This window comes from Bradyrhizobium sp. UFLA05-108, assembly GCF_059803455.1.
Genome location: NZ_JBANAZ010000033.1, coordinates 71,914 through 97,998, shown reverse-complemented (window position 1 = coordinate 97,998; position 26,085 = coordinate 71,914). Strand labels below are relative to the sequence as shown.

At 59.4% G+C, this 26,085-nt stretch carries 23 protein-coding genes and 3 pseudogenes; 13 read left to right on the top strand and 13 right to left on the bottom strand.

Translation table 11 applies throughout. From position 1 onward, the window contains the following. Window positions 1-1,193: 1,193 nt before the first annotated feature. The 8 genes from SO140_RS23930 (at window position 1,194) to SO140_RS23895 (ending at window position 9,058) form a co-directional block, all read left to right on the top strand. The gene (locus SO140_RS23930) at window positions 1,194-2,783 is read left to right on the top strand and encodes an ABC transporter substrate-binding protein (protein WP_498543240.1); all 1,590 of its coding nucleotides are present in this window, start codon (window positions 1,194-1,196) and stop codon (window positions 2,781-2,783) included. A gap of 7 nt (window positions 2,784-2,790) precedes the next feature. Then, window positions 2,791-3,732, top strand: coding sequence for an ABC transporter permease (locus tag SO140_RS23925; protein ID WP_498543239.1), 942 nt, complete (start codon window positions 2,791-2,793; stop codon window positions 3,730-3,732). A gap of 1 nt (window position 3,733) precedes the next feature. Beyond that, window positions 3,734-4,615 carry an ABC transporter permease gene (locus tag SO140_RS23920; protein ID WP_498543238.1) on the top strand — a complete coding sequence of 294 codons (882 nt, stop codon included), beginning with the start codon at window positions 3,734-3,736 and terminating at the stop codon, window positions 4,613-4,615. A 1-nt stretch (window position 4,616) separates the two neighbouring features. After that, the gene (locus SO140_RS23915) at window positions 4,617-5,624 is read left to right on the top strand and encodes an ABC transporter ATP-binding protein (protein WP_498543237.1); all 1,008 of its coding nucleotides are present in this window, start codon (window positions 4,617-4,619) and stop codon (window positions 5,622-5,624) included. Beyond that, window positions 5,621-6,616, top strand: a complete 996-nt coding sequence (locus SO140_RS23910; RefSeq protein WP_498543242.1) for an ABC transporter ATP-binding protein — start codon at window positions 5,621-5,623, stop codon at window positions 6,614-6,616. The genes SO140_RS23915 and SO140_RS23910 overlap by 4 nt, the downstream gene beginning before the upstream one ends. 23 nt (window positions 6,617-6,639) lie before the next feature. Beyond that, window positions 6,640-6,909 carry a hypothetical protein gene (locus tag SO140_RS23905; protein WP_498543236.1) on the top strand — a complete coding sequence of 90 codons (270 nt, stop codon included), beginning with the start codon at window positions 6,640-6,642 and terminating at the stop codon, window positions 6,907-6,909. 351 nt (window positions 6,910-7,260) lie between these two features. After that, complete coding sequence (locus SO140_RS23900) at window positions 7,261-7,512, top strand: hypothetical protein (RefSeq protein ID WP_498543235.1); 252 nt, start codon at window positions 7,261-7,263, stop codon at window positions 7,510-7,512. A 190-nt stretch (window positions 7,513-7,702) separates the two neighbouring features. After that, window positions 7,703-9,058 carry a serine hydrolase domain-containing protein gene (locus tag SO140_RS23895; protein WP_498543234.1) on the top strand — a complete coding sequence of 452 codons (1,356 nt, stop codon included), beginning with the start codon at window positions 7,703-7,705 and terminating at the stop codon, window positions 9,056-9,058. Window positions 9,059-9,339: 281 nt separating this feature from the next. On the opposite strand, the gene cofE is transcribed toward SO140_RS23895, so the two are convergent. The 11 genes and pseudogenes from cofE to SO140_RS23840 all read right to left on the bottom strand — a co-directional run. Next, window positions 9,340-10,107 carry a coenzyme F420-0:L-glutamate ligase gene (gene cofE, locus SO140_RS23890; RefSeq protein WP_498543233.1) on the bottom strand — a complete coding sequence of 256 codons (768 nt, stop codon included), beginning with the start codon at window positions 10,105-10,107 and terminating at the stop codon, window positions 9,340-9,342. 2 nt (window positions 10,108-10,109) lie between these two features. Further along, on the bottom strand, window positions 10,110-10,727 hold the full coding sequence (cofC, locus tag SO140_RS23885; protein WP_498543232.1) for a 2-phospho-L-lactate guanylyltransferase: 618 nt from the start codon (window positions 10,725-10,727) through the stop codon (window positions 10,110-10,112). Further along, complete coding sequence (cofD, locus tag SO140_RS23880; RefSeq protein ID WP_498543231.1) at window positions 10,727-11,683, bottom strand: 2-phospho-L-lactate transferase; 957 nt, start codon at window positions 11,681-11,683, stop codon at window positions 10,727-10,729. The genes cofC and cofD overlap by 1 nt, the downstream gene beginning before the upstream one ends. A gap of 10 nt (window positions 11,684-11,693) precedes the next feature. Then, a complete protein-coding gene (gene cofH, locus SO140_RS23875; protein ID WP_498543230.1) occupies window positions 11,694-12,920 on the bottom strand; it encodes a 5-amino-6-(D-ribitylamino)uracil--L-tyrosine 4-hydroxyphenyl transferase CofH in 1,227 nt (408 codons plus the stop codon). A gap of 52 nt (window positions 12,921-12,972) precedes the next feature. After that, window positions 12,973-14,109, bottom strand: a complete 1,137-nt coding sequence (cofG, locus tag SO140_RS23870; RefSeq protein WP_498543229.1) for a 7,8-didemethyl-8-hydroxy-5-deazariboflavin synthase CofG — start codon at window positions 14,107-14,109, stop codon at window positions 12,973-12,975. Window positions 14,110-14,211: 102 nt separating this feature from the next. After that, entirely contained in the window at window positions 14,212-14,904 is a 693-nt protein-coding gene (gene npdG, locus SO140_RS23865) for an NADPH-dependent F420 reductase (RefSeq protein ID WP_498543228.1), read from the bottom strand. A gap of 91 nt (window positions 14,905-14,995) precedes the next feature. Continuing rightward, window positions 14,996-15,373, bottom strand: a complete 378-nt coding sequence (locus SO140_RS23860; protein ID WP_498543227.1) for a rhodanese-like domain-containing protein — start codon at window positions 15,371-15,373, stop codon at window positions 14,996-14,998. Between the two features lie 808 nt (window positions 15,374-16,181). Continuing rightward, window positions 16,182-17,411 (bottom strand): CaiB/BaiF CoA transferase family protein, encoded by a 1,230-nt coding sequence (locus tag SO140_RS23855; RefSeq protein ID WP_498543226.1) that lies wholly within the window; start codon window positions 17,409-17,411, stop codon window positions 16,182-16,184. Between the two features lie 106 nt (window positions 17,412-17,517). Beyond that, on the bottom strand, window positions 17,518-18,630 hold the full coding sequence (gene ald / locus SO140_RS23850) for an alanine dehydrogenase (protein ID WP_498543225.1): 1,113 nt from the start codon (window positions 18,628-18,630) through the stop codon (window positions 17,518-17,520). Window positions 18,631-18,915: 285 nt separating this feature from the next. After that, window positions 18,916-19,253, bottom strand: a pseudogene (locus tag SO140_RS23845) (hypothetical protein). Window positions 19,254-19,294: 41 nt separating this feature from the next. Continuing rightward, a pseudogene (locus tag SO140_RS23840) lies at window positions 19,295-19,895 on the bottom strand (transposase); the annotation flags it as partial. 632 nt (window positions 19,896-20,527) lie between these two features. On the opposite strand from SO140_RS23840, the gene SO140_RS23835 reads away from it, so the two are divergent. The 3 genes from SO140_RS23835 to SO140_RS23825 all read left to right on the top strand — a co-directional run bounded on the left by SO140_RS23835 (window position 20,528) and on the right by SO140_RS23825 (window position 22,926). Then, entirely contained in the window at window positions 20,528-20,731 is a 204-nt protein-coding gene (locus tag SO140_RS23835; RefSeq protein ID WP_498543224.1) for an IS1634 family transposase N-terminal domain-related protein, read from the top strand. A gap of 576 nt (window positions 20,732-21,307) precedes the next feature. Then, complete coding sequence (locus SO140_RS23830) at window positions 21,308-21,511, top strand: hypothetical protein (RefSeq protein WP_498543223.1); 204 nt, start codon at window positions 21,308-21,310, stop codon at window positions 21,509-21,511. After that, window positions 21,508-22,926, top strand: a complete 1,419-nt coding sequence (locus tag SO140_RS23825; RefSeq protein ID WP_498543222.1) for an amidase — start codon at window positions 21,508-21,510, stop codon at window positions 22,924-22,926. Before SO140_RS23830 ends, SO140_RS23825 begins: the two co-directional genes overlap by 4 nt. Before the next feature lie 664 nt (window positions 22,927-23,590). Here SO140_RS23825 and SO140_RS23820 read toward each other — a convergent pair. After that, window positions 23,591-23,773 (bottom strand): integrase core domain-containing protein, encoded by a 183-nt coding sequence (locus tag SO140_RS23820; RefSeq protein WP_498543221.1) that lies wholly within the window; start codon window positions 23,771-23,773, stop codon window positions 23,591-23,593. Between the two features lie 54 nt (window positions 23,774-23,827). Here SO140_RS23820 and SO140_RS23815 point away from each other — a divergent pair, with 54 nt between their 5' ends. Next, window positions 23,828-23,995: a hypothetical protein gene (locus tag SO140_RS23815; RefSeq protein WP_498543220.1), complete on the top strand. Its 168-nt coding sequence runs from the start codon at window positions 23,828-23,830 to the stop codon at window positions 23,993-23,995. Window positions 23,996-24,021: 26 nt separating this feature from the next. Further along, a pseudogene (locus tag SO140_RS23810) lies at window positions 24,022-24,126 on the top strand (ABC transporter permease); the annotation flags it as partial. 360 nt (window positions 24,127-24,486) lie between these two features. On the opposite strand, the gene SO140_RS23805 reads toward SO140_RS23810, so the two are convergent. Continuing rightward, complete coding sequence (locus tag SO140_RS23805) at window positions 24,487-25,557, bottom strand: extracellular solute-binding protein (protein WP_498543219.1); 1,071 nt, start codon at window positions 25,555-25,557, stop codon at window positions 24,487-24,489. Window positions 25,558-26,085 lie beyond the last annotated feature (528 nt).

The following is a 26,085-nucleotide window of genomic DNA, read 5'->3' as shown; positions in this document are numbered from 1 at the left end:
ACGATCGCAGACTGCGCGTGCATTTTTTAACGCCTGTCATTTTTTGCGATCATTTGCTGTTGCGGATTGTCATCGCCTTCTCGACGAACTGGATTGCGAACTAGCCATCGCGACGGTCCATTCGACGGCGCGCCGCTAGCGCAGGTTGACATTCTTGATCGCAAGATCGGGCAGCCGTTAGCATTCCATAGCGGCAGCCGTTTGCGCAGCCTGATCAGCAATCGCCGGCGAAAACCGGTCGTGGCATCAGGAGTGCAAGATTATTCGAAAAAATGAGATCGCGAAGGCTTGTCGACGCGGGCAGCGTTCCCAGCCATGGAGCGCAAATCCCGCTTCGGGAAAGGAGGATGCATATTGAGCCGTATTGCCGCGACCACCCGCGAGAGTGAGCTCAGCTTGAACGGCCAGATCTGTTGGCCCACAGCGACTGACCAACCATCGACGGGGACATCAGAGCCGTGAAGTGGCGTCTCTGGCTATGGAGGGTCGCTCGTGCGACCCGCGAAGGACTCGCAGGGGAGACGAAAAGCGCCACTGAGGCGGCGGAGTTCAATGGTGAACTTCGCAACCGGTTGCGGGTACCGTTTCGGCAAGCTGAGCCGGATGGCTCAAAAATCAAGCTGAATCCGCCTCTTCTGCGTGTCGCCTGCTCCCGGAGAAATTTACACCTCCTGATCAAAGCTGCCTTCTACGTCGCATCTCGCGGATTTTCGCCGACTCGGGGCCGGATTTCGGCTATCTGCGGGGGCAAATCGACGAAATCCGGCTCGCGCGGACTGATAATCTTTCCGTGAAAATAAATCTGCCGGCTCCAAGTCGCAGATGCAAAAGCGCGGATGGGTAGGGAATGCGCCGTTGGGACGTCAAGAAAGACCATCGCGACTTGGTATTCGGCAACGGCTCATCAGCGGCACAACTGCGCGCGCCTGAGAGGATCGATGCTGGACGCGAACAATGCCTTTGTGAACTTTGCCACCTCCAGAACACCTACGACAGCGAAACACTAGTCGCTTCGCCAATGTCTTCAGGGCGCGGATCTATCTGCGCGACAACGTGGGCACCGGCCTCGGTCTGCGACCGGGGCGAGTTTGTGATCAAGCTGTTAGACGTCGAAATCAATCGAGCGATTAAGAGCTTTACGGAAGAGCGTGGATATAGCGCGCGACTAAACCACTAAAAAAGCGGAGTGAAACATGACGATTTCGCGGCGTAATCTTATTAAGACGGGTATAGCTGCTGGAACTGCTGTATCGGTTCCGTTCGTCCTACGGGCGCAAACGACGTCTTCCGCCGCGCGGACGATGCGCCTCGCGAGGGGCGGCATTACAAATTTCGATCCATTTTCTACCAGTAGTTACGGTACTGTCGATCATGCCTTGGCGATTTACGACACGCTGTTTGCGCTCGATTCCCAATTCGCACCTCAGGCGCAAATGGTCGGAAAATGGAGAGTTTCGGACGACAAGTGTGCTTATGCGTTCGAGCTACGGGACGGCTTGGGTTTTCATGATGGCACTCCCGTAACGGCTGCGGATTGTGTCGCCTCGATCCATCGCTGGTTCCAGACATCCGGCGGACAGTTGGTCAAAGAACGTGCGAAGGATGTCTCGAAGAAGGATGATAAGACTTTCACGATCACTCTCAGGCAACCGCTGGCGCTGTTGCTCGATCAGCTGGCACAGACCACAAATTTCCCACTGTTCGTCATGCGTGAGAAGGATGCGGACCGACCCGCGACCGAGCCGGTGACCACGCATGTCGGATCGGGGCCGTTCAAGTTTAACAAAACACTTTTCAAACCGGGCGCGAGCCTCGTCTACGACCATAATGAAAAGTATGTCCCGCGCCAGGAGCCAGCCAACGGGTTGGCCGGTGGCAAGATTGTCAAGCTCGATCGCGCCATCTGGGAAGTTATCGCCGATGCGCAGACCACTGTGGCGGCCCTACAAGCGGGCGAGGTCGATTTTGTGAACGAACCGCCGGCCAATCTTTTCCCAATGATCGAAAGCGACCCCAATCTCGTGCTCGAAGATCTTCACAAATCGGGTGCGGACTATTTTCTGGGCATGAACTGTTTGCAGAAGCCGTTCGACAACGTGAAGGCGCGCCAAGCAATGCTTCACCTGGTCGACCAAGACGCGTTCCTGCGTGTTATCAACCCAGATCCGAAATACAATCGCACCATGACGTCGTTATTTGGGCTCGGTACGCCCTATACCAATGACGCAAACACCGGCTGGTTCAAGAAGGGCAGCGATCCGGAAAAGGCCAAGCAACTCTTCAATGAGGCCGGATATTCAGGCGAGAAAGTCATCATTCTCCAACCCACTGACTGGCTCCCGGGGAGTCTTACCGCGCAGCTCGTGGCGGCCACGCTGCGCAAGATCGGAGTCAACACCGAGCTTGCGCCGAGCGACTGGGCCGGGCTTGCCGCGCGCCGGTCGAACAAGGGTCCCGTCGAGAACGGCGGCTGGAGCATCTACCCCACGAGTGCCATCGATATCGGCTTCAGCGACCCGCTCGCCTCAGGCTGGATGGCTTTGAATGGTGGGTATTACGGCTGGCTAAAGAATGACGAATACGAGGCTCTTCGGGCCCATTGGGCGGATGGTACGCTCGACGAGCGCAAGACGTTAGCTCGGAAGATGCAGCAAATTTGGTGGGATACCGTGAGTTTCGTTTGCTTGGGCCAAAGCATTCAGCCTATTGCGCGCCGCAAAACGCTCACCGGTCTCATCGGCGTGCCGGCGTACGTCCCGATGTGGAACATGCAGAAGGCCTGAGGGAGCTGTGGGCGCTTACATCCTTCGCAGGTTGATCTCGACCGTCGCCGTGATGGTGATGGTCGGGATTTTCGTCTTCCTGCTTCTCAGGCTGGCACCCGGTGATCCGGCGGTCATGATCGCCGGCCCCATAGCCACGGAACAGTTGATTGCCGATATCCGCGAACAACTGGGACTGAATGAACCACTGCCGGTCCAGTTCGTCCATTGGGCGCTGGGTATCCTAAGCGGCAATCTCGGCACTTCGATTTTGGCCGGGCTGCCGGTTTTCAAGCTGATCTCGCAGCGGTTGGAGCCGACCATTTCCATTTCGATCCTGACGATGGTCCTTTCGGTCGCGGCCGGCGTCTCCTTCGGCATTTTCGCCGCGTGGCGCGCCGGCGGCTCTGTCGATCGCATGCTCACGGCGTTCTCTGCTGTTGGCTATTCCGTCCCGGTTTTTGTCGTCGGCTATTTCCTTATATATTTTTTTTCCATCAAAGCGCGATTGCTGCCGGTTCAGGGATACGCGTCTATAAATAATGGCCTTGGTCCCTGGCTCTTGCATCTGATCCTGCCGACCGTGGCTTTGGGTCTGCCCTATATTTCCTTCATCGCCCGGATTACGCGGGCGAGCATGCTCGAAGTTCTATCGGAAGATTATATGCGGACGGCCGCGGCCAAGGGAGCATCGACGTGTTCCATGCTTTTTCGTCACGCGTTGAAGAATGCAGGCCCCCCAATCCTGACCGTGATCGGCATAAGCCTTGCCTATCTGATCGGTGGCGTCGTCATCACGGAAACGGTGTTCAACATACCCGGTGTCGGCCGCTTGGTAGTCGATGCGATCAACAATCGTGACTATCCCGTCATTCAGGGCGTGCTGATCCTCGTTTCTGGTCTTTACGTCCTTATCAATCTCGCGGTCGATCTTGCGTACACCCTGGTCGATCCCCGCATCCGGTATTGATATGAGCTTTCTTTCCGCATCGATTGATTCCGCGCCGACGACTTGGCCGCGAATATCTCATCTTCCCCGTCTGGCGAGGCGGCATCCCTTGGTGCTTAGCGGCGGCGGCCTATTGGCACTGGTCATCGTCATGGCGCTTGCCGCCCCGCTTTATGCCGGCGACCCAATGGACATGGATCCGTTCAAAATCCTCCAATCCCCTTCGGCCGCAATGTGGTTCGGAACGGACAATCTGGGCCGCGATGTCTTCGCGCGAACGATGTTCGGGGCACGGATCTCGCTGGTGGTAGGATTGGTGTCCACGACCGGGGCGGCTTTGGCCGGACTTCTGATTGGCGTCATCGCCGGCTACAGCCGCAGCTTCGACAATGTCATGATGCGGGTCATGGACGGATTGATGTCGATCCCGACCATTCTGCTGGCCATTGCCCTTATGTCTTTAACGGGACCCGGAGTCTGCATCCTGATCGTCGCCATCGCGATTCCGAGTGTTCCGACCACCGCTCGCCTGGTCCGCTCCGTAGTTCTGAGCGTTCGGGATTGTCCCTATGTGGTGGCCGCGCTCTGCGGCGGGGCGCGCCTGCCGAAGGTGCTTTGGCGACATATCCTTCCGAGCACAATCCCGCCGCTCATGGTCCAGAGCGCCAATGTGTGCGCGAGCGCGATTTTGATGGAGGCCGGACTGAGCTTCCTGGGCGCAGGCGTGCCGCCCGATATTCCCAGTTGGGGCAACATGATCGCAAGCTCCCGCTTGTACCTATCGATCGCCCCATTGACGGTTTTCGCCCCCGGCGTCTGCCTTGCAGTCATGGTTCTCGCCGTCAACCTGCTCGGAGACGGCTTGCGTGACATGTTCGACCCCCGCTCAAAAGTGAGGCGTTGAGATGCAAGCGCAAAAGACCGCCGTGGATGACGTTCTTCTCGATGTTCGAGAGATAGAAACGCATTTCTACGGCGAAGACAGGGTCACCCGTGCCCTGAGCGGCGTCAGCTTTCAGGTCAAGAGCGGCGAAACGCTTGGCGTCGTCGGCGAATCCGGATGCGGAAAAAGCGTTACCGCTCTTTCCATTCTTCGCCTGCTCCCGAACCTGAGCAGCAAAATCGTCGGCGGCGAGATCCGGTTTCACGGGCTCGACCTGCTGAAGTTCTCGGACCAGGAGATGCGAAAGATCCGCGGCAATCGGCTAGCCATGATCTTTCAGGAGCCGATGACGAGCCTGAATCCGGTTCATACCGTTGGCAGCCAGATCGCCGAAGCGGTGCGAATTCATACGAAGGCTTCTCGTCCGGAAGCGATCGCAAAGGCGCAAGAGATGCTCGATCTCGTGCGGATCGCGGACCCCGATCGCCGCGTTAAGAATTACCCCCATGAAATGTCTGGGGGTATGCGCCAGCGCGCCATGATCGCCATGGCTCTCGCCTGCTCGCCGGAACTGTTGATTGCCGACGAGCCGACGACGGCGCTCGACGTCACCATACAAGCGCAGATCCTGCGGCTGATCGTCGATCTGAAAGAGCGGATGGGGACGGCCGTGCTGTTCATCACGCATGATCTTGGTGTCGTCGCCGAAACCTGCCAGCGCGTTATCGTCATGTATGCCGGCCGGATAGTGGAGCAAGCAACAGTCAGGGATCTGTTCGCGCACCCTTCACATCCCTATACCCAGGCTCTCATGCGCTCGGTGCCTGATCCGCGGCGTGGTCGGAGGCAGCGTCTTCCGGAAATTCCCGGCATTGTGCCAAGCCTTCATGAGCCGATTCGGGGGTGCAGTTTTGCTCCGCGCTGCCCGTTTGCGATCGGCAGGTGCCGCGAAGAGATGCCTACAATGCGCGATGTCCGTCCCGGCCATGCTGCGGCGTGCTGGCGCTTGGAAGAGGTTGTAGGCATATGAGCGGTTTTCTACTGAAGGTCGAGAATCTCACCAAGCATTATCCGCTTGGTGCGGGATTCGTGAAGAAGACGGGCCCGATGGTGCGCGCGGTCGAGGATGTTTCTTTCTCCGTCGCGGCGGGGGAAACGCTCTGCATCGTCGGCGAATCCGGCTGCGGCAAGTCAACCATTGCGCGGCTCCTGATGCGGATCGCCAAGCCGACAAGCGGGCGCGTGATCATCGACGGCACCGACATTACGAATCTCGAGACGCGCGCTCTGCGCGCATGGCGCCGCCGGATGCAGATGGTCTTTCAGGATCCTTACTCATCGCTGAATCCGCGCCTCACCGCCGGGCAGATCGTCACCGAGCCGGTCGAGAACTTCGAACGCCTTAACCGGAAAGAGCGTCAGTCGCTTGCCGCGGACCTCCTTCAAAAGGTGGGCATGCGGCCCGAAATGATACGCAGGCTCCCGTCCGAATTGTCGGGCGGCCAGCGGCAGCGGCTTGGCATCGCGCGGGCACTGGCGCTTCAACCCTCCCTTATCGTCGCCGATGAGGCTGTCTCGGCCCTCGACGTCTCCGTGCAAGCACAGATTCTCAACCTGCTCCTTGATCTGCAGCAGAAGATGGGTATTGCTTTCGTCTTCATTTCGCACGATCTGAGCGTAGTCGAGCATATCGGCCATCGCGTCGCCGTCATGTATTTGGGACGGATTGTGGAACTCGCGCCATGCGAGGAGCTGTTCGCCAACCCAACGCATCCCTATACCGAGGCGCTGATCGCGGCAGCTCCGGTGCCGGATCCCAGGCGGGTTCGGTCGAAGGCGCCTTTGGAAGGCGAAGTGCCAAGCCCCATCAATCCGCCGACCGGATGTGCGTTTCATCCGCGCTGCCCGCACGCGGTTGAGCGTTGCCGCATGGAAACGCCGCCTTTGGTCCCAATCGACGACAGGCGTCTCGTGGCCTGCCATGTGCGCGCTCCAGCCTTGGACATCCAGGCAGGACGGTAATTTCTCTGGGATCGAATACGGAATTGTCAGGGCCGACCAACTCAAGAGCATCCGTCTTGACTGTGAGGGAAAAGAACGGATTCGGCGATATTTGTCGTCGGACGATCGACAAGAGCTGGGAACGCCTGATCTATGGCGATAGCGGCCCGTCGATCGACAATGGCAAGAAGATCATGGTGGAGCTGCAGAACGCGGTCGTTGTCGGGTTTTTCCGGACTGCCACACGTTCCGGCGGAGTACACGGCGCGCCCGATCCGAACCGTCTTTGCTTAGTTCGGTCGCGCTTTCCATAGTTGAGTCGCGCGCCATGGTTAGAACGGACATAGCTCAGAAGCTGCGCACCAAGGATGTGAAGCCGTGTGATCGAGAACTCGGTTTCTCCCTATGAGTCCTTCAGTCTCACAAAGAGTGGCTGCAAGTCGCGGATCGCGCGATCGCCCGTCCATGCCATAGACGCCACTTCACGACTCTGATGTCCCCGTCGATGGTTGGAAGCGCTTCAAAGGGGCCGGACTGGAGTCGCAGGATGTGATCGGCGATCGGCTGCACGGGACTCTTCTGCGCGACGCCTGCCCCCGGAGAAATTAGTGGTCTGAACGAATCGAAAGTCCTTGTTTCGACTTAGTTCCACCGGGATGACCAAGGTGCGTACGCAGAAAAACGTTGATACGCCCCTCTTCTCGCAGGATTTTACCGACCCGGTATCCCCTTTGCAGATTTTACGCATAAAAGCACCTATACATTTGTTTTGCTGCCTGATCGAGAAAGCAGCCTGGTCTTACCAGATACATCAAAACGTGAGCGCCCTTCAGAGCGTCGAAAATCAACTGGGAACGGATATGGAGCTCAAACTCCGAGAATTTCGTCAAGAAGCAGCCGCACCTCGCACTTTGTGACTCAGGCGCGCATCTTTCTGCAACTGGAGCCTATGCTAAGCCGCGACTCGCGAGAGAGGGCGCAGCCCGTAGTGGAGTGTTTCCAACTCATAATGACGTCAAAGAAGCGAACGCGGAGGTCCGGAAGACGGAAGGGCTCCGCGGAAAAGTTTCGCTAGGCGTTATTGCTCAAGACTAGGGAGAATTTGAATTGATTGAATACAGGAGTCCTTTGTCGCGGTTTTATGGCATAGACCCATCACTGCTCAGCCAGGCACAAATTGAGATGCGGCACGACGGAATCCCGGGAATCGCCCTCGGCATCTATCACGACGGCTGCGCCGCGACCGCCGGAGTAGGCGTAACTAATCTGTTTCATCCGCAACCAGTTACTGGCGACACGTTGTTTCAGATCGCGTCAATCACCAAGACATTCACCGCCACCGCCATCTTGCAACTCGTTGAGCAGGGGCGCCTCACCTTGGATGATCCGGTGCGCGCCCACCTGCCGAAGTTCACCGTCGCAGATCCAGATGTCTCGGCTGCCGTTACTATCCGCGATTGCTTGACTCACAGCAGCGGATGGGAAGGAGACCTTTTCGATGACTTTGGCTGGGGCGATAATGCGCTGGCCACAATGGTCGAGCAGATGGACCAATTACCCCAGGTGACGCCGCTGGGCCAGATGTGGTCGTACAACAACGCCAACTTCCACGTCCTCGGGCGAATTTTGGAGGTGCTGCATGGCAGTACCTTCGAAGAGGTGCTCCGTGAGGCCGTACTCGCTCCTCTTGATATGGGCGGGACCTGCTTCTTCGCCCACGACCTGCTACACCGCAACTTCGCCGTTGGGCATGCCGAGCAAGGCGGGCAGATGATGATCGCTCAGCCGTGGGCGATGCCCCGCAGCGGCAACCCGGTGGGCGGCCTAGTCGCCAGCGCCGAACACCTCATGCGCTACGCGCAGTTCCAGTTGGATGGCGGCCCGGTGCTCGGCGATACCCTGCGGTTGTCCGCCTTCGAGCCAGCTGGTCCGGCGAGCGACACGCCGGCGATCGGGCTGGGGTGGTGGCTCGAGCAATGGTCGGGAGAACGAGTTGTCAGCCACGGCGGCGGTGCCAACGGCCAGCCGTGCTTGTTTGCGATGATTCCGTCCAGGCGCTTCGCCATCGCCGTGCTTACCAACGGCGCTAATGGCTGGATTACCAGGCAGCGGCTATTGGCATGGGCGATGCGCACCTACTTCGGGCTCACCACGCCCGAGCCGCGAGTTGAGCTTGGCGGGGATATTGAAGATTGGCCGGGAACCTACGAGCTTCGTCTGGAACGCCGCGTGCTGCGCCGTGACGGAGAACGCCTTATACTCGACCGGACACGGCCGAACTGGCTCGAAGGCATGAACCCCCCCCCCCTTTCAGAGAACGGCATTGAGGTGCAGCCGACTGGTCCGAACTCGATGCTTATTCACCCGGGCAAGCGCGCGGAGGAGATCGGAACCTTCATGCACGATGCATATGGGGAAAAACGTTGGCTGCGCATTCGACGCCGCGCCGCTCCGCGCAAGTAACTGGCTTGCAGGCACAATCATGAATCGTTAACGTGCGAGGACGGTTTGGTGGAAGGCCGGGCCCATGCGGGCCTTGCGGCGCTTTCGCTTGAGCGAGGTCTTGGAAGGCGCGGCGCGGAGCAAGTTGGTGCGGCGCGTAGATGGTGGCGAGGTTGCGCACCGAATGGTTTTTTCGGGCGCGGCAGGCGTCTTGGTCAAGACCACGTCCAGGACTACCTGGCGGGGCCGTCACGGGATGAGAGACCGGAACAAGCGTTACCTTGGTTCATCCTCAAACCTTGTCAATTAAAGAGATCCTGCTCGATTGGCCGAACGCAATCCCGACAGGTAGCCGTCATAACACGATCCCACTGCAATCCTCGAACTACAACAGCTGGTGTAGCTGCGTTCTTGACCATCAAGAGTCCAGATGCAGCAGCTAGCTCGTCCGCGAAAGCCTGTTCAGAAACTGCAAGGCGCCGGCCGTAAGCATCCGTCTTCCCCACCCAGCTGATGATGGGCGGTACGTCGGATGTGCCCAAAGCCACATTCACCAAGCCCTTGCGCCACGGTCGCCCGAAAGTGTCTGTCACGATCACGCCTGGCTTTTGGCCAGACTGACGGAAAATGCTCTCAGCGATTCGAGCCGCGCTTGCGTCCGGATCAACCGGCAGAAGCAACAGCTGGCCTTCCACCGAGCCGAGATTCGATTCGTCAATTCCGGCGTTGGCAGCCACCCAACCGGACTTATGGCGCGCGATGATAATCCCTTCAGGGATCGCAGCTGAAACCCGAAGAATAGCCGAACTCTCGTCAAGAATTGCCTGAACCTTCCGGGGGTCCTTGCCGCACCTCGTCGCGAGATCCACCGCCTCTATTGAAGGTACGATTTCCGAAAGCGCGCGAAACCGTCCCTCGCTTTTCGACACGATCTTCTGCGCAACGAGGATGATGTCGGTCTCGCGCAATTCTTCACCCGCGGCCCGCGCTGCCTGGGCCAGAATGGCGCCGACATTATCGCCACGACACACCTCGGGAACACCCGGAATCGTGAAGAGCTCAAGTCGCATAGTTAACCGACATCCTTCAGGAAGGAAAATTCGTGGCTCATGACCAGGCAGTCACCCACTGTATCGATATCGTGGCCGAGGAAAGGCCACTGTCTCGTGATCGAACTCAGGGCCGCGCCGGAAGCCGCGTCAGCGTGACGTCTGGCCGACTCGGGGCCATAGCAAAACTTAAATTGATCCGCTCGGACAAGGTTGATCAGCAGCGCATTGGTGCCGCCGTCCCGCGCGCGTGCTACAACCACGTCATATCTTCGCCCTTCGTCTAGCAGCTCGACGAGCTCTGACCTCAGCCATACTGGGATGTCTGCTGGGACAATCAAGAGCCGATCAAACCCCCGCGTCTTCGCCCACATGAAGGCGCTCTGGGCAGCTCGATTCAATCCGCGAGCTCCCCTTTGCGTCAAGGCCACAGCGCCGCGCGCCGTAGTCTCGCTGACGATCCGCGATGACGGGGTGACCACCAGTCGCTCGAAATCAGGAAACTGCGCAGCGAAGAATGTCTGCGCCCTGCGGAAGAGCACCACTGCAATCTGTTCGCGCTGGACGGCCGTCAGCGAACTTGCAAGCCGGGTCTTTGACTCTGCCGGATCCTTCATCGGGATCGCTACCACGGTCCTCATCATGCGACTCCAGCGGTGCTATGCGCGCTCGCAAGTTCAATGAGTTTCCGCGCAAGTCCCGCGGCGCGGGGCCCATCCGGAATCAATGTGGGCATCGCTGCGACTTGCAAGCCACAGCGTTTCGAAATGTTGCCCCTATCTCGCAAGTCGCTCTCGTCAATGACAAAGACATCCGCGAAGTCCGAGTAACCCGCAGCGATATCGGAGTTCGACGAGCCGACTCCGAGATCGCTCATTAACTTCGCAAGGGGCCCCTTGATCGCGCGCCCTCCGATGAGCGGCGAGACTGCCACCTTCAATCCTGGTGCCTGTCGCAATGCTTCTCGCATGCCTCCTAGCTCCAGCATGGGGTGGATCGAAAGGTAAGGATTCGATGGCGCTAGCACGACGAGATCAGCCGCACGGAGTGCTGCGCTTACGCGTTCCGTGATCCGCCCCTGGCGCGCGGAATCCAGGTGCAACTTCTTGACCGTGGGACCCGCACGGTCACGCACGAACCATTCCTGAAAGCGCAGCACCGCAGTCGCAGTCTCCACCACGGTCGGACACTCTTCGTTTGAGACAGGTAAGAGCGCACAGTGGATACCGAAGCGACAGCTGACTTCTTCGGTGACCGCGGTGAGTGATGCGCCTTCTGCGAGCCGAGACGTGCGGTAGATATGCAATCCGAGATCGGCATCGCCAAGCTTCATCCAGGCGCCTGGAGAATCCAGCTTGCGAAGGACTTCCAGAGCACGCGTCCCGTCGTCTGCGACGCCCCAACATTGCGCCCGATCGACAACCCCGGAAAGCGTATAGAGCACCGTGTCCAGGTCCGGGCAGACATACAGGCCATGGAACCGGTCGTCGTCACCGATATTCACGACGATGCTGAGATCGTCGGGTGGCACGACGCTAGCAAAACCGAGTGCCATACGTGCACCTCCGACGCCGCCTGCGAGGACTGCCACTTTCATCTCTTGCGCCTTAACCAGCAGCTGCGTACTTGTGGCGAAGGAACTTGATAGGATCATGCGGCCGAGGTTTCAGCGGGCCGATGTCCACGGGGTCGTGATCCGAGAACTGTTCCAACGTGTCGTATAGCGTGCTCCTGCGCACGGGCGTGCGCCCAGCATGGCGAATCAACGTGACCATCTCGGCGGAAGTCAGTTCCTCGCCAAAATCGGCCCCCGCCGACCGTGAGATCGATTCGTCCATCAGCGTACCGCCGAGGTCATTGACGCCGGCGTGCAGCATCTCGGCTGCCATTTGCGCACCCAGCTTCACCCATGAAACTTGGATGTTGTCGATCCAACCCGCGAGCATCAGCCTCGCGACGGCGTGCATCTTGAAGTTTTCTTCCTCGGTCGCACCTGGGCGCACGCCAGGGATAGCGCGGTCCACGTACAGGGGCGACTCGGCATAAACGAAGCTCAGAGGCACGAATTCCGTGAAGCCACCCGTCTCCTTCTGGATCGAGCGGATCAAATCGATGTGCGCAGCCCAGTGGGACGGGCCATCGATATGACCGAACATGATCGTCGACGTGCTGCGAAGCCCGATGGAGTGCGCCGCCCGGATCGTCTCGACCCACGCCTCCGTCGTCAGCTTATTTCGGGTCAGCTTACGACGCACATCGACATCGAGGATCTCAGCAGCCGTCCCCGGCATCGAGCCGAGGCCCGCTTGCTTGAGCTCCAACAGGAAGTCCTTGATTGGCATCTTCCGCTTGTGCGCGCCGAACCAGATTTCGAATGGAGAAAAGGCATGCACGTGCATATGCGGCACCTTGCGCTTCACAGAAGCCAAGAGGTCGCGGTAGTACGTGGTCGGCAGATCAGGATGAAGACCACCCTGCATGCAAACCTCTGTTGCGCCACGATCCCATGCGACTTGGGCGCGGTGTGCCACCTCCTCCATGCTGTACCAGACCGCATCTGGGTGTTCCTTGCGTTTTGCGAAGCCGCAGAAGCGACACCCCATGTAGCACACGTTCGTGAAGTTGATGTTCCGGACGACAACGAAGCTCGCCTTATGTCCAACCCGGTGCGCTCGAACAATGTCCGCTGCCCGCACGATCGCCGGAAGATCCGAAGGTGCAGCGCGGAACAGGCTCTCACCGTCTTCGCGCGTAACCTCGCGACCAGAGAGACTACGCTCAAGAATTTGTCGCACTTCCCTGTTACTCTGGCCAAGCAGGGCCTCTGCGGACATTGCCTGAAGTGTCGAGGGTCTGAATGGCTGGGCGCTGTGCACGCGAACTCCTCTAGCTTGCTTCGACGTGGGCTTGGTTGGCCGCGTAGCCATCTTCACGCGCGAGACAACGAAGTGCTTCGCGGGGCACCGGACGAAGAAAGCGCTCAGCTTTTCGGAGATAGAGCGGATAGGTCGTCAAGCGTTCCACCAGGCTCATACCCTTCCGCTTGGTGCGCAACGCAAGTTCCCCGACGGCAGGCCAGGCACACTCCGGATTGATGTGGTCCGCGGTGAGGGGAGATACCCCACCCCAGTCATTGATGCCCGCATCGAGGTAGCGCTCGAACGCGTCATTCAGATTCGGTGGCGCCTGCAGGGAAACTTCCGCCGGCAGCAAGAGCCGAGCGATCGCCAGAGTGCGAAGCATATCAGTCATATCGGGTTCGCGATGACGCGCCATCGTGGTGCCGGGCTTGGCCCGGAAATTCTGGACGATCACCTCCTGTATGTGCCCATGCCTCTCGTGAATGTCCGCGATGCTCTGAAGGCTGTCGATTCGCTCTGCCCAGGTCTCGCCGATGCCAATCAGGATTCCGGTCGTCATCGGCACCGACGCCTCGCCAGCAGCATTGAGGGTGCGAATGCGCTGCAACGGCATCTTGTCCGGGCAGGCGTGATGCGGCATTCCCTTTCCCATGAGCCGGCGGCTCACGTTCTCGAGCATCAAGCCGGCGCTCCCGCTCACCTCCTTTAGTCGCTCCAATTCCTCCCGGCGCATGGTGCCGGCGTTGACGTGCGGGACCAACGAGGTTTTTGAGATGACTAGTTCGCACATCGCCAGGACGTAGTCGATGGTGGATCGATACCCCAAGCGGGCGAGCATGTCACGAGCCTCTGGATATCGAAGCTCCGGCTTCTCTCCAAGCGAGAACAGCGCTTCCTTGCATCCAAGTTCCTCGCCACGGGTGGCAATACGATGCACCTCTTCTGGCTTCAGATACCCCGCGCCAGGCTCACCGGGTCGCTTGACGAATGTGCAGTATCCGCAACTGTCGCGGCACAGTTTTGTCAATGGAATGAACACCTTCCGTGAATAGGTGGCAATCGAACCCCAATACGCGTCGCGCTTGGCCCTCGCCTGCGAGAGCAGTTGCTCAAATTCAGCACCTTCAACCGCGCTGACTTCGAGGAAGCTTGAGGCGCTCACTGCAAGGTTCCTTCAGTGATGGCTGCCGGAAGATCACGCCCATGCCCGCGAGATGGGAAGCCTGCGGAGAAGCAGTTCATGTTCGAGACCTTCTCCTTCAGATCATACGCCCGGTCGGCCTGGCCGCCAAATACGGATGCCCGCGTGGCTGAACGGCACCTTCTTGTTCATGTTCAGGCGGATCAGGAGGGGCGTAATCGCCTCGATGCAGCGAGCGCTCAGCGCCGGACCGCAGTTGTACGACTCAACGCCGAGCCGCTTGATCAGGTCGACGACCGCGTCTGTCGCCTCTACGTCATCTCCGCACGCGAGGATGTCGCAGTTGATGTTCTCTTCGAGGGCATTCAGAGTGTGGGCTGAAACGTTGTGCAAGGCTCCGACAACCTTGACTTCACTTCCCACCAACGCTTGGGCGGCCTCGGTCGCGGAGCCTTCCTTCGGCATTGCGACGGCCCAGGGATTTCCGGTTGCGAGCGGGACAACCAGGTCGACCAGCACCTTTCCGGCGAGGCGGCTCTTGATGGCGTAAAGTGTTGCATCGTGACCAGAGTAAGGCACTGCGAGCAGCACGAAACGCTCTGCAGCATCCACCGCGCTCAGGTTGTCGCAGCCTCTGATTGGGGCGGCAGACCGGCCTTCGAGCCTCTTGTTCAGTTCTTCGGCGATCGCCGCGGCGCGATCGCCCTCGCGCGAGCCCAGCGCCACGCTTGCGCCTGCAATGGCGAAGCGAAGCGCAAGCCCTTGGCCTTGGGGTCCGGTTCCGCCGAGGATGGCGATGGTCGTAACGAAGTTCATGTGAGATCTAGATGCTCCTTGCCACTGGCCGTTCTCAGGGTTCTCCCAAGCGCATTCAAGGTCACGCTACGACGCGAAGTGCCTGCGAACGTCACTTCTCTATCGCCGCACCGCTATCGACCCAATCCTTGAAGCCGCCGGCGTTATAGACATTGTCGTAGCCCATGTCCTTTAGCAACTTGCCGGCGAGCGCGGCGCGGCCTCCGGACCCACAATAGAGGATCACGTTTTTGCCCTTCACGAAATCCTTATCGTGCATGGACGACTCAGGATCGGCGTAAAATTCCAGCGTGCCGCGCGAGACATGCACGGCACCTTTGACCTTGCCGCTTTTCGCAACCTCCGTCCCGTCGCGGATATCGACGACAAGCGCATTGCCCTCGGCCATCATGTCATGTGCCTGCTGCGCTGTGATCTTCGGCACCACTGCATTGGCCGCGTCCATCATCTGTTTAAGGCTCTGTGCCATCGGGCAACTCCTGTTATGGCGGAATGCTATGAATACGGCCCGCCTGCTCGCAATAGCGAGGGAGGCATCCAATTGGAAGCATGATGCTGTCGCCTCTCAGCCAAAGCGGCGGCAAGGAGGACCGCCAGAAGGAGCAAACGGCACTCGTACTCTGATTTCGGGAATGCGATGCGAGCCAGAGTTGTATCTGAGAACGTTCTTGGCCATACATCACCTCCCTGGTGATCGAATACAGTAGAGGTAATTTCCGCTTGTATCGTGCGTTTTTTGCTAAAGTAACGCAGTATTGCGGCCCTCTAGACCGGCAGGCGGCGGTTTTCCATATCGGTCCTGAACCCATACGCGTCCGCCGCATGCTGGAGTGCCCCGTTCGGACCGCTGCGCCGGCGTGAGGATGAGCTCGACCGCGCTGCGAACGAAGTGGTACCCGGTCGACGGCTGCTTGGGCTTGAAGAGCTAGCAGAGCTAGGCGATGCGGGGCGCCACCAGACGAGAAAGCATGAAGAAAGCAAAGATCGCGCTGGCGCACTGAGTGACCAGGGATCATGCGTCGCATGCTGGAGGCAACGCTGTTTGATTTAGAAATGCATCGAACGAGAGGAACAATGGTTGCGAGCGGATAGAACGCAGCCTAGCCCGCACGATAGATTAACTCAGCATCAATCCATCCCATGTCATTGGGCAGGCTGACCGGCGTGAGTTTCCTCGTTTTCCGGGAATGCCCAATGGCCGCGATTACTCACTCGATTTGCTGAGCAAATCGGGCTTAATCGGTGGACGAAGTTGAAGTAACTTCAGACATGATGTCCTAAATCACGCCCTTTCGCTTGAGCGCTGTGATCGACGCATTGTCATAAGCGAGCTTTGCAGAGAGGATCTCCGACGTGTTCTCTCCCAACAGCGGCGGCGCGCGATATTCCGTCACGGGGGTCTCCGAGAACGTCAGCGCGTTGCGGATCAGCGACAATTCGGGCTCGAACTTGTGCTTGACCTTCACCCGCATGGCGCGCGACTGGACGTGCGGATCGGCGAACAGCTGCGCGAAGTCATTGACCGGGCCACAGGGAATGCCTGCCTCCTCCAGCTTTTCCAGCCAATGCTTGACCGTGTTCTTCAAAAACAGCCCGGCGAAGTTCGCCATGATCTCCTTGCCGTTGACGACACGGTCGTTGTTCTTGACGAATTTTGGATTCTTGGCGAGCTCTGGCTCGCCAAGCACGGTGCAGGCGCGCTCGAACTGGCCGTCATTGCCGACCACCAGCATCAGTTCGCCATCGGTGCAGCGGAACACGCCGGCCGGCATGCCGCCGTTGCCCCAGGTGCCGCGGCGCGGCGGGCTCGTGCCGTTGACGAGGTAGATCTGGAGCCAGTGGCTGAGCGAGGCAATCACGGTGTCGAGCAGGCAGACGTCGATGTGCTGGCCCTGCCCGTCATTGACGTCGCGATGATAGAGCGCGGAGAGAATTCCGATCGAGGTGTTCATGCCGGTCATGTAGTCGACGATGGACGGACCGACCTTCATTGGGCCGGCGCCCGGCTCGTCGTCCATGTGGCCGGTGACGCTCATCAGCCCGCCCATGGCCTGGAAGATCGCGTCATAGCCAGCGCGCGGGGCGTAGGGGCCGGTCTGGCCGAAGCCGGTCACCGAGCAATAGATGATGCCGGGGTTGATCGCCTTGATCGACTCGTAATCCAGGCCATAGCGCTTGAGATCGCCGACCTTGTAGTTCTCCATGAAGACGTCGACGTCCTTGGCAAGCTGGCGGATGATCGCCTGCCCTTCGGGCTTGGCGATGTTGACGGTCACAGACTTCTTGTTGCGGTTGGCGCAGAGGTAGAACGAGTTGTTGTTGTTCTCCTTGCCGTCGGGGTCGGTGAGGTAAGGTGGGCCGAAGGCGCGCGCGTCGTCGCCGGTGCCGGGCCGCTCGATCTTGATCACCTCCGCGCCGAGATCGCCGAGCATCTGGGCCGACAAGGGCCCGGCGAGCACGCGCGTGAGGTCAAGGACCTTGATGTCTGAGAGCGGAAGGGTCGACATGCGGATTATGCTGGAGTTCGCTTTCGCAGGTTGCGGAAAAAAGGGCCACTCCAAAGGAGTGGCCCCCAAGTCAGGGAGGAAACGTCCCAAGGAGGGACCTCTGGGATCAGGCCGCTGCCTGTTCGATCGGTGAGAATGGCAGGCCGAGACTCTCAGCCACCGCCTTGTAAGTTAGCCGGCCTCGATGGACATTTAGGCCCGCGCGCAGATGCGGATTTTCCAGCACGCCTGCGAATCCCTTGTTGGCGAGAGCCAAGCCAAATGGCAGCGTAGCGTTGTTCAGCGCATGGCTTGAGGTCAGCGGTACAGCTCCGGGCATATTCGCCACACAGTAGTGAATCACCCCGTCGACCTCAAAGCTCGGATTAGCATGGGTAGTCGGACGCGACGTCTCAAAGCATCCACCCTGATCGATCGCGACGTCCACAATCACCGAGCCCTTGCGCATCGAGTTCAACATGCCGCGGCTAACAAGCTTCGGCGCACTCGCGCCGGGAACAAGCACCGCGCCAATTACAGCATCTGCGCCAAACACCTCCTCCTCGACTGCGTCGATCGTCGAGAATCTGGTACGAACGCGCCCTTCGAATAGTTCATCGAGTTCGCGAAGTCGGGGGATCGAACGTTCGAGAATTGTAACCTCGGCACCTAAGCCCGCCGCCATCCGCGCCGCATGCGTACCCACGACGCCGCCTCCGACCACCACGATACGGGCAGGTGGGACACCCGGCACGCCGCCAATCAACAGTCCCCGCCCGCCGGCATGCCGCCTCAGGGCCGCTCCAGCCGCCTCGATTGCAAGCCTGCCTGCGACCTCGCTCATCGGCGCAAGCAACGGAAGCCCACCGTGCCCATCTGTCACCGTTTCGTAGGCGATTGCCGTACAGCCAGATTTGATAAGACCGTCAGCCTGCTCCGGATCCGGCGCAAGATGAAGATAAGTGAATAGGATCTGATTCTCTCGCAGCTGCACCCATTCGGATGGCTGAGGCTCCTTGACCTTTACGATCATCTCGCTCGACGCGAACACGTCTTGAGCGGAATCGAGAATCGTTGCGCCGGCCTTCCGATAATTGTCATCCGTCGCACCAATACCCTCGCCGGCATTGGTCTCGACAAATACGCTATGGCCTGTGGCCACATATTCGCGGACTGCTCCAGGCGTCAGGCCCACGCGGTATTCGTGCGTCTTGATTTCCTTGGGAACGCCGACCTTCATTTGCAATCTCCTGACTTCAGAACATTTCTTAATCGAAAAGGTCGCGCAAACTTGCGACGCGAATCGTCAAACAGCGCAGAAATTCAACGAATTTCGTGGGCATTGCGCAGGATTTCCCGATAGACGGATATTGGCAGGATCGACCTGGTGATCGGCGCCCAGTTCACCAACTCGCGGATCAGCCAAACCGAACTATTGAATCCGGGCCAGCCTCAGCTATCGACCTGTAAGTAGCCGGCGTGCAGCATGGCTAAGGATGCAACTTTCCCTAGCATATTGAATAACTTAGCTGTGTTTGCAAACGAGGCCTGAATCGTCGCCATTGGTAGGTAGAAGGGGCCGACGAGCCTACCCCCATTGCCGATCATAACCCATCCGCGACCGCAGACGGGGTCATTCTCGTCATGCCCTTGCCATGAGAACTCCGCGCAGGCAGAACCGTCTAGCGCGCTGTAGCGGAGGTCGAGAAACCCTTTCAGCGCCCCGAAAACAATTTCACCCTCGGACTTGCCCCGGAAGGTGAGATGCGGCTCTTCTACAAGATCGAGGAAGTCCCAGTTGTTCATTTCGACGATGCGCCAGCGGCCGGCTAAGGCCTTGTCGAAGCCGGGCGCCTTGGCCATCAGCCGTCCTCCGCGATCAGCTTGGGCAGCCGCATCAGATTTTAGGCGGCGGCAGCGAAGGTAAAGCCCGTGCAGCGCGATCACAACCACGGCGGTCGTCTTGATCCAGTCGAGTGCCTCCTCGATGCGCTTGCGGATGCGCTGGCTAACAGCTGACCGCCGTGCCGGGTCGTTCGCCCGTCAATCGCAGAGCTGCAGTCACTGATGTTCTGCGTAACATGCGGTGTCACTTTCATCGAGCGCAACTCGTTGAGGAGTCTTCTGCATCGTAGACTTTGTCGGCACCAAGTGTGATCGCTGTCGGTCGGTCAGCGCGAGGCTCGATCATGTGCAGCGCGGCCACCCGTTTGGCATGCCCGTCCGCCAGCGTCAGGCAGGCGTCGACCAGCAGGCCGTGGCGGTTCTCCATCGGCCCATGGCCGATGAAACATAGTTTTGTCTCCTTGCCTTTACGCTTGCGGCAGAGCCTGGCATCGGGATCGGTGGTCGAAGCATGGGTGTCGTTCGAGCGCTTCTGACCATGGAAGTCCGCTTCAGCATTGCCGGCGACTCGCCAGAGCCGACCTTCAGCTTCACGCTCTTCATCGAGACCCAGGCCTCGAACAGCGTGCCATCGACCGAGAAGTGATCGCTCGACAGGAGGGCTGCACAATCTCCTGAACCTTGGCCGAGACCTTCTCGTCCGACCATCCGCTCGCGCCTACGAAATGAATCGGCGATTGATGCTGGGGCTGCTGTGCGCTCCGGCGACGTGATCGCCATCATCGGCTCTGCGCTCTTGTGCTCACCAGGCAATATCAGGCCAACACAGTAATCCCGCAGCGGTTTTGCCCGATCCGCATGCCCGATACGCTAACCAGCCCGTTCCATATAAACCGTAAATCGCGCTTCACCCCCATCCTTGCTTCGACTACCCCAAGAGCCTTTCACCTGATTCACCCCCCAAATCGGTCCGCGGCTTTCTGACTCAGCAGGACTAGGTCGTTGAATAAGCGCTAGACACGCTCAGGTTGTTCTTTCAGAACCCTGAGTGCGATGCCATGGCAAAAAGGCCAGGCGTAAAAAAAAGCGTGCACGGTGACCGATCGCTTTGATGTAGTCCGCATAGAAGCAGTGCCTTGTCGTACCGCGGGTGCACTGGTCATCGGGCTCGCTCGCGTGGTCGAGAGAGTCGCTCAGGACCTATTTGGAATTGACCAAAAGCATGAGAAACCCAAACACCTTCGCTAGGCGTGCCTGGCGGGGTCGCAATCACCCACAAGCCCTGCTGACTGATGGCTTGCATTCGAAGCCGAGCCGTAATTCTGCGATGTTCATCGAGACGGTGCCAATCGCGATTCGTCGCCCCGGTTCTGCTGCGCGAGAGTTATCGCGAAGGTAAGGAGGTGAAGAAGCGCACTCTGGCGAACCTGAGCCAACCGCCGACGGCATGCCGGTCAGAATGGCGAGGCCGAGCAGCAGCCAGATCACCGCCGTGAGCAACGGCAAAAGGCAGGGTTTCATCCAGTGTAGAAATTCCCCTCGTCTCCGCCGCGCGGGGAGAGCCGCCCTCGAGCGTAGCGCAGAACCCGAGTGGGTCGCTATACTCTCGCGCGTGGGGAGAGCAGTTTCTATACCCCGAATAGCTGGGCCGCCGCATCTTCGTTCATGACCGCACCTCGCGATTCAATCACCACACTGGTCCGAGAGGCTGCTGCGCGGCGCTCCTGTCCGACCCCGCCGCGCTTACTCGTTTACGAACATCAGGGCCAACGACAGCGGGATGCCGGCGGCCAGCCCGGAGTAGTGACCGGGCCGACCTATCTTGATCGTTCTAAAACTCAGATCGACTGCCTGCTCGCGTCAACCAAGGTCTACGCTCGATTCTCGTGATTTGGTGCACAATTTCGGTCACATGAGTTCTCATATTGGGGAAATCCGGCGTTAAGAGAATGGTAGTTTGCTGCACTGGGACTAGCCTCCTGGTGAAACACAGCTGCCTTCAGCTTGGGCTTGGGTTCCGGTTGGCCTATTCGGCCACAATGCATGGCGCAAGCATCGGAGGAAGGGGCGGGATGAACGAGTTTTTCGAGCGTGTCGAATGGTGGATAGGGGCGTGGCTCGCGATCTCAGCACCGAACGAGCAGGCCAAGCGCGCGGCCGCTGGGGTCGCCGACATGATACACAAGGTCGAGAGTCTGCGCGGCACCTTGCGCTTCGAGGATGAGCCGGCGAGCTTCGAGGCGGCGCTCATCCGGGCGAAGGGAACGGCTCGATGAGCGATGCCGCCGATCTCACCTTGACCGAGGCCGCAGACGCTGTCCGCAAACGCGAGCTCTCCTCGCTCGAGCTCCTCAATGCCTGCTTTGCCAATATCGAACGCGCGGACAGCGAGCTCAACGCCACCATTTGGCTAGACTACGAAGGCGCCCGAAAATCCGCGCGCAAGGCCGACCAGGCGGTGAAGAAAGGCGCCAAGCTCGGCCGACTGCATGGCGTTCCGATGGCGCACAAGGACATGTACTACCGAAAGGGCAAGCCCTGCACCTGTGGCTCGCGCATCCGCAAGGACTTTGTGCCAGAGGTGACCGCGACCGTGCTCGCCCGCATGGATGCAGCAGGCGCCTACAGCTTCGGCGGGCTCAATATGGCGGAGTTCGCGGGGAACGGGACGGGGCACAACAGCGAATTCGGCGACTGTCACAACCCTTGGAGCTTGCCCTACGTCGCAGGCGGCTCGTCCTCGGGCTCTGGTGCGGCGGTGGCTGCGCGCATGACCTATGCGGCGCTCGGATCCGACACTGGCGGCTCAATCCGGCTGCCGGCGGCGGCCTGTGGCGTCACCGGCATCAAGCCGACCCAGACCCGTGTCAGCCGCGCCGGCGTCATGCCGCTCTCCTTTTCCTCCGACAACGTCGGGCCCCTAGCCCGCACCGCCCGCGATTGCGCGCGCATTCTTTCGGTGATCGCCGGATATGATTCCTTGGATCCGACCAGCTCGCCCGAGAAGGTGCCCAACTACGAGGCGGCACTCGATGGCAAGCTCTGCGACCTCAAGATCGGCGTGGCCACGACGTATTTCCTGGACAAGGCCGATCAGCCGGTGGTGCTCGCACTTGAAGAGGCAGTCAGGGTGCTAGCCAAACGCGGTGCCACGGTCGGGTGCATCGCGCTGCCATTCATCGACGCGATCCATGCCTATGCCGACATCGTGACTGGGGTCGAAGCGGCAGCCATCCATGCCGAGTGGATGCGCAAGCGCCCACATGACTACACCCGGCGAGTATCGAGCTGGCTCTATGCGAGCTACGCGATCCCTGCGGCTTACTATGTCGAAGCCTTGTCGCGGCGCGGACCGATCCTGACCGAGTTTGTAAAAGAGGTGTTCGGCCGCGTCGACGTGCTGGCGACGCCCACCATCCCTATTCGCCTCCCGACCCTGGCCGAAACCGAGATCGACAAGGAGCCAGCCGATGCCAATGCCAAGTCCTTGAGGCTTTCCGCTAACACCAGGATCTTCAACTACTTGGGCCTGCCGTCGGTCAGCGTGAATTGCGGCTTCGATCCAAACGGGCTGCCGATCGGCATTTCCTTTACCGGCCGTCCCTTCGCCGAGGCCAGCGTGCTCAAAGTGGCTGACGCCTATCAGCAGGAGACTGACTGGCACAAGCTCCGCCCGCCGGTGCTGGCTTAGGGAATGAATCGAAGCGAGCATCAAAGCAGCAGCGACGACACTCCGGCGCTGCAGTGGGCCGCGCCTCGATCAGGATCGGGACCGTGTACCAACTGCGCGCCGCCGGACCCTCGGACGGACTGTCGAACATTGAGCGACTAAAACAACTCTGGACCGAGTGTATTGTTCTCGAATCATAAGACATCTCCTCGTGAACCTTCGTGAAGCAGTAAGCGGCGCGGCACGCCGACTTCGTGATGCAGCGCAGCCGTTCGGCATCGTGGCCATGATCCGGCCGGAGCGCATCTGCGTCGCTCCTCCCGAGGGCGCCGAAGTATGCCGGTGCGGACGAGCGCCAATCCGCGACCGCGACTATGGACGACATAATCTATGCCGGCCCATGCGTAAATCCCATGTGTGTGTCGGCAGCAGCATCCTCGTTGTGCGCGAGCATGTCGCCTCAGGGCAGCAGATTTTCTAACTTGGCGACTAGGTGCGGCTCGACTGGCTGCAGTCCGGGGTGCGCTTGCTCCTGGCGTGACGGACAGGGAGCGCGATGAAAACCCTTCAGAAACTCGGGCGAATGCCGATGGCGTTTGCCGTGCCGGCCTTCGCTATCCTGCTGGTCGCCTTCGGCAGGCCGATCATTCAGCTCTTCCCCACCAGCCTCAGTACACCGTCCTTTTCAGTTCTCAACTATCAGGCTGCCATGCCTTGCCGCCAGATAGCGATGGGTTCGATAGCCAAGTGCCTGGTGAAGGCGGCGATGGCTGTAGAACGCGATCCACGCGGCGATGCCGCCACGAGCCTCTCCGCCGTTGGCGTGACCCTTGAGATAGATGTCCTCGTGCTTAAGCGAGTGCCACATTCGCTCGATGAAGACCTTGTCCAGCAGCGCCCGCTCCCGTCTATGGAGATGGCGATGCCGGCCGCGGCGAGCGCGCCAGTGAAGGCAGCGGAGATGAAGCCCCGTTCGGTGTTGAAGATCTCCGGCGCACCCAACGCCTCTTCCACGGCAAAGATGCAGAAGGAGACGTCCATCGTGTTCGACAGCCGCCACACCAGCACCGCATGGCTCTCCACTCGATGATCGTCACCAGATAGAGAAATGCACGGTATTCCATCCTTTTTCATCATGCATTGAAGAATGCAGACCCCCCGATCCTCACCGTGATCGGCATAAGCCTTGCCTCTCTGATCCGCGGCGTCGTCATCACTGAAATGTCTCGACATGGGAGAGCGCCAACACCGAGCTATCGTCGACCTTCAGCCACGCTCGGCAGCGAGCCAGCGCAGATGAAATCGTCAGCCCCAATCCGTTATGACAGCCGGACTTTCGAAATCACCTTCGACTGCCCCCCATTTGGGCAAGAGCAACGTTGTCCGTATCATCGAGCGCCAACCGTGCTGATCGTGCCCCAGACTGCTTGGCTGCCTGATTACGGGTATATGCCGCCCGCAATCGCCCGCACGACACGCGTCCGAAGAGCAAGGCTTACTGCTGGCCTCCTTCCCATCATGGAGGATCAAAAACAAGCTGATTTCAGAATCTCAAATCGGTTCAACCCAAACTCATTGCACTTAGATTTTCGGTGTGATGTTTTGCTCGAACTTCTTCACCCAGCTGTCCAATTGCGTAGTCATATAGCCGTAATCCGGCAAATAGGCGAACTTGTCGAACTCTTGCGGCGCAAACTGGATGGCGGCCGTGTTCGCGTTCGACTGCACGTTCCGGTTGGCTGGAAGGTTGCTGACGTCTTGGTGGTACAGCTCCGAGTTCTCTTTGCTCACGGTGAAATTGGCGAAGTCCATTGCTGCCTTCTTCTTGCTCGAGTTCGCCATGATCACCCACCCCTCGGTATAAAGGATAGCCTTCAGCGACGAGTCCAACTTTGTCATCGCCTTCATGGGCGCTCTCTTGGCGAGGGCGGAATTGACGCTGTTCGCCGCATAGATGATGCTGGTCTCGCCCGTCGAGACCGAGTTCGTACCCTCGACATGTCCCCCATAGACACGACCGATATTGCCGGACTTGGCCAAATCCTCGAGGAACTTCCAGCCCGCATCGATATTGAACTCGTTCCCGCCGCGCGCCAGCGCGAGCATCACGAGGGGTGCACATGTGTAGGCAGTCGCGGTGGGCCAGCAGATTTGCCCCTTCAGCTTGGGATTCAGCAGATCCTCAATGGTTTTTATCTCAACAGGACAACGATCGGTGCGCACGGCGAAGAAACTTCCGTCCACTGAGCGCGGGATGGTTTTGATGTTGCCGCTGTTATCCTTGGTCAGGAATTGCTCGGGCACATTTGCCAAATTCGGCACGTCGGCCAACGTCACTGTTTCTGCCCATCCCTCCTTGATCATGGACTTAAAGACCGGGGACCAGTTGTCGACGAGGTCATAGGGCGAATGGGGCCACGTGGCCTTGATCTTACCAAGGAGGGCCGCGCCTCCGGCCCCGGCCCGCTCCCAGGTGATATCCGCCTGATCCCACTTTGCCGCCACCTTCTTCGAGGCGTCGACCCAGGGCGATGCAAATTCATATGCCGTGAGCTGTTCCTTTGCGTGAGCCTTAGGCACCATGGACGAGGATGCAGCCGCAATACCCAGCGCAGCTGCTCCTTGGAGGAATTCTCTGCGTTTGATATCCATGCTGTCTCCTCTCGTTTCGGCGCTCACTCTTGAGGCGCTCGCCTTCTGCTGAAGTTCGGAAGGTAGGCTACCTTAAGCAGCCTAGCGAACTCGGGTTTTATAGGTGGGTCGACGCGCAAAGACCGCAAAACTCAGCCTAAGGTCGGTGAAACCCTGCAAGGATACGCGTTTTCTACCATTTCTGCCTGCTCTGCATCGAATCTGCCAAAGCAGGTTCCGCTTCATCCGTGGCTGCTATGACACTAAGATGAACCCAATGCGACTTGCAAATCGCTCAAGCTGGGATGACGCTGTGCGTCGCAAAGGCGTTCGCCATCGATATGCGTCGCCGAGTTAGCCCATACGAGCATCAACTGGCCTCGGTACGCGGCGAGGACGCCGTTCAGGCCTTCCGCTCAAGATCTCGCTGCTCGGGTCGCGAGTGGAGTGCGACGACCAAGCGCGCACCACCGTCGCCTATGCATCGACCCGCAACGCTTCGTGTGGCATCAAGGTGGCAGAAGGTCGCATACACCGGGCAGCACTTTC

Excerpts from the sequence above, each read along its gene's own strand:
- SO140_RS23805 (WP_498543219.1), bottom strand. The coding sequence starts at position 25,557 with ATGGATATCAAACGCAGAGAATTCCTCCAAGGAGCAGCTGCGCTGGGT.
- SO140_RS23830 (WP_498543223.1), top strand. The coding sequence starts at position 21,308 with ATGAACGAGTTTTTCGAGCGTGTCGAATGGTGGATAGGGGCGTGGCTC.
- SO140_RS23825 (WP_498543222.1), top strand. The coding sequence starts at position 21,508 with ATGAGCGATGCCGCCGATCTCACCTTGACCGAGGCCGCAGACGCTGTC.
- cofD (WP_498543231.1), bottom strand. The coding sequence starts at position 11,683 with ATGAAAGTGGCAGTCCTCGCAGGCGGCGTCGGAGGTGCACGTATGGCA.
- SO140_RS23860 (WP_498543227.1), bottom strand. The coding sequence starts at position 15,373 with ATGGCACAGAGCCTTAAACAGATGATGGACGCGGCCAATGCAGTGGTG.
- SO140_RS23920 (WP_498543238.1), top strand. The coding sequence starts at position 3,734 with ATGAGCTTTCTTTCCGCATCGATTGATTCCGCGCCGACGACTTGGCCG.
- cofC (WP_498543232.1), bottom strand. The coding sequence starts at position 10,727 with ATGAGGACCGTGGTAGCGATCCCGATGAAGGATCCGGCAGAGTCAAAG.
- SO140_RS23910 (WP_498543242.1), top strand. The coding sequence starts at position 5,621 with ATGAGCGGTTTTCTACTGAAGGTCGAGAATCTCACCAAGCATTATCCG.
- cofE (WP_498543233.1), bottom strand. The coding sequence starts at position 10,107 with ATGCGACTTGAGCTCTTCACGATTCCGGGTGTTCCCGAGGTGTGTCGT.
- ald (WP_498543225.1), bottom strand. The coding sequence starts at position 18,630 with ATGAAGGTCGGCGTTCCCAAGGAAATCAAGACGCACGAATACCGCGTG.
- SO140_RS23855 (WP_498543226.1), bottom strand. The coding sequence starts at position 17,411 with ATGTCGACCCTTCCGCTCTCAGACATCAAGGTCCTTGACCTCACGCGC.
- SO140_RS23820 (WP_498543221.1), bottom strand. The coding sequence starts at position 23,773 with ATGTGGCACTCGCTTAAGCACGAGGACATCTATCTCAAGGGTCACGCC.
- SO140_RS23915 (WP_498543237.1), top strand. The coding sequence starts at position 4,617 with ATGCAAGCGCAAAAGACCGCCGTGGATGACGTTCTTCTCGATGTTCGA.
- npdG (WP_498543228.1), bottom strand. The coding sequence starts at position 14,904 with ATGAACTTCGTTACGACCATCGCCATCCTCGGCGGAACCGGACCCCAA.
- SO140_RS23815 (WP_498543220.1), top strand. The coding sequence starts at position 23,828 with ATGCCGGCCGCGGCGAGCGCGCCAGTGAAGGCAGCGGAGATGAAGCCC.
- cofH (WP_498543230.1), bottom strand. The coding sequence starts at position 12,920 with ATGTCCGCAGAGGCCCTGCTTGGCCAGAGTAACAGGGAAGTGCGACAA.
- SO140_RS23930 (WP_498543240.1), top strand. The coding sequence starts at position 1,194 with ATGACGATTTCGCGGCGTAATCTTATTAAGACGGGTATAGCTGCTGGA.
- SO140_RS23835 (WP_498543224.1), top strand. The coding sequence starts at position 20,528 with ATGGCTTGCATTCGAAGCCGAGCCGTAATTCTGCGATGTTCATCGAGA.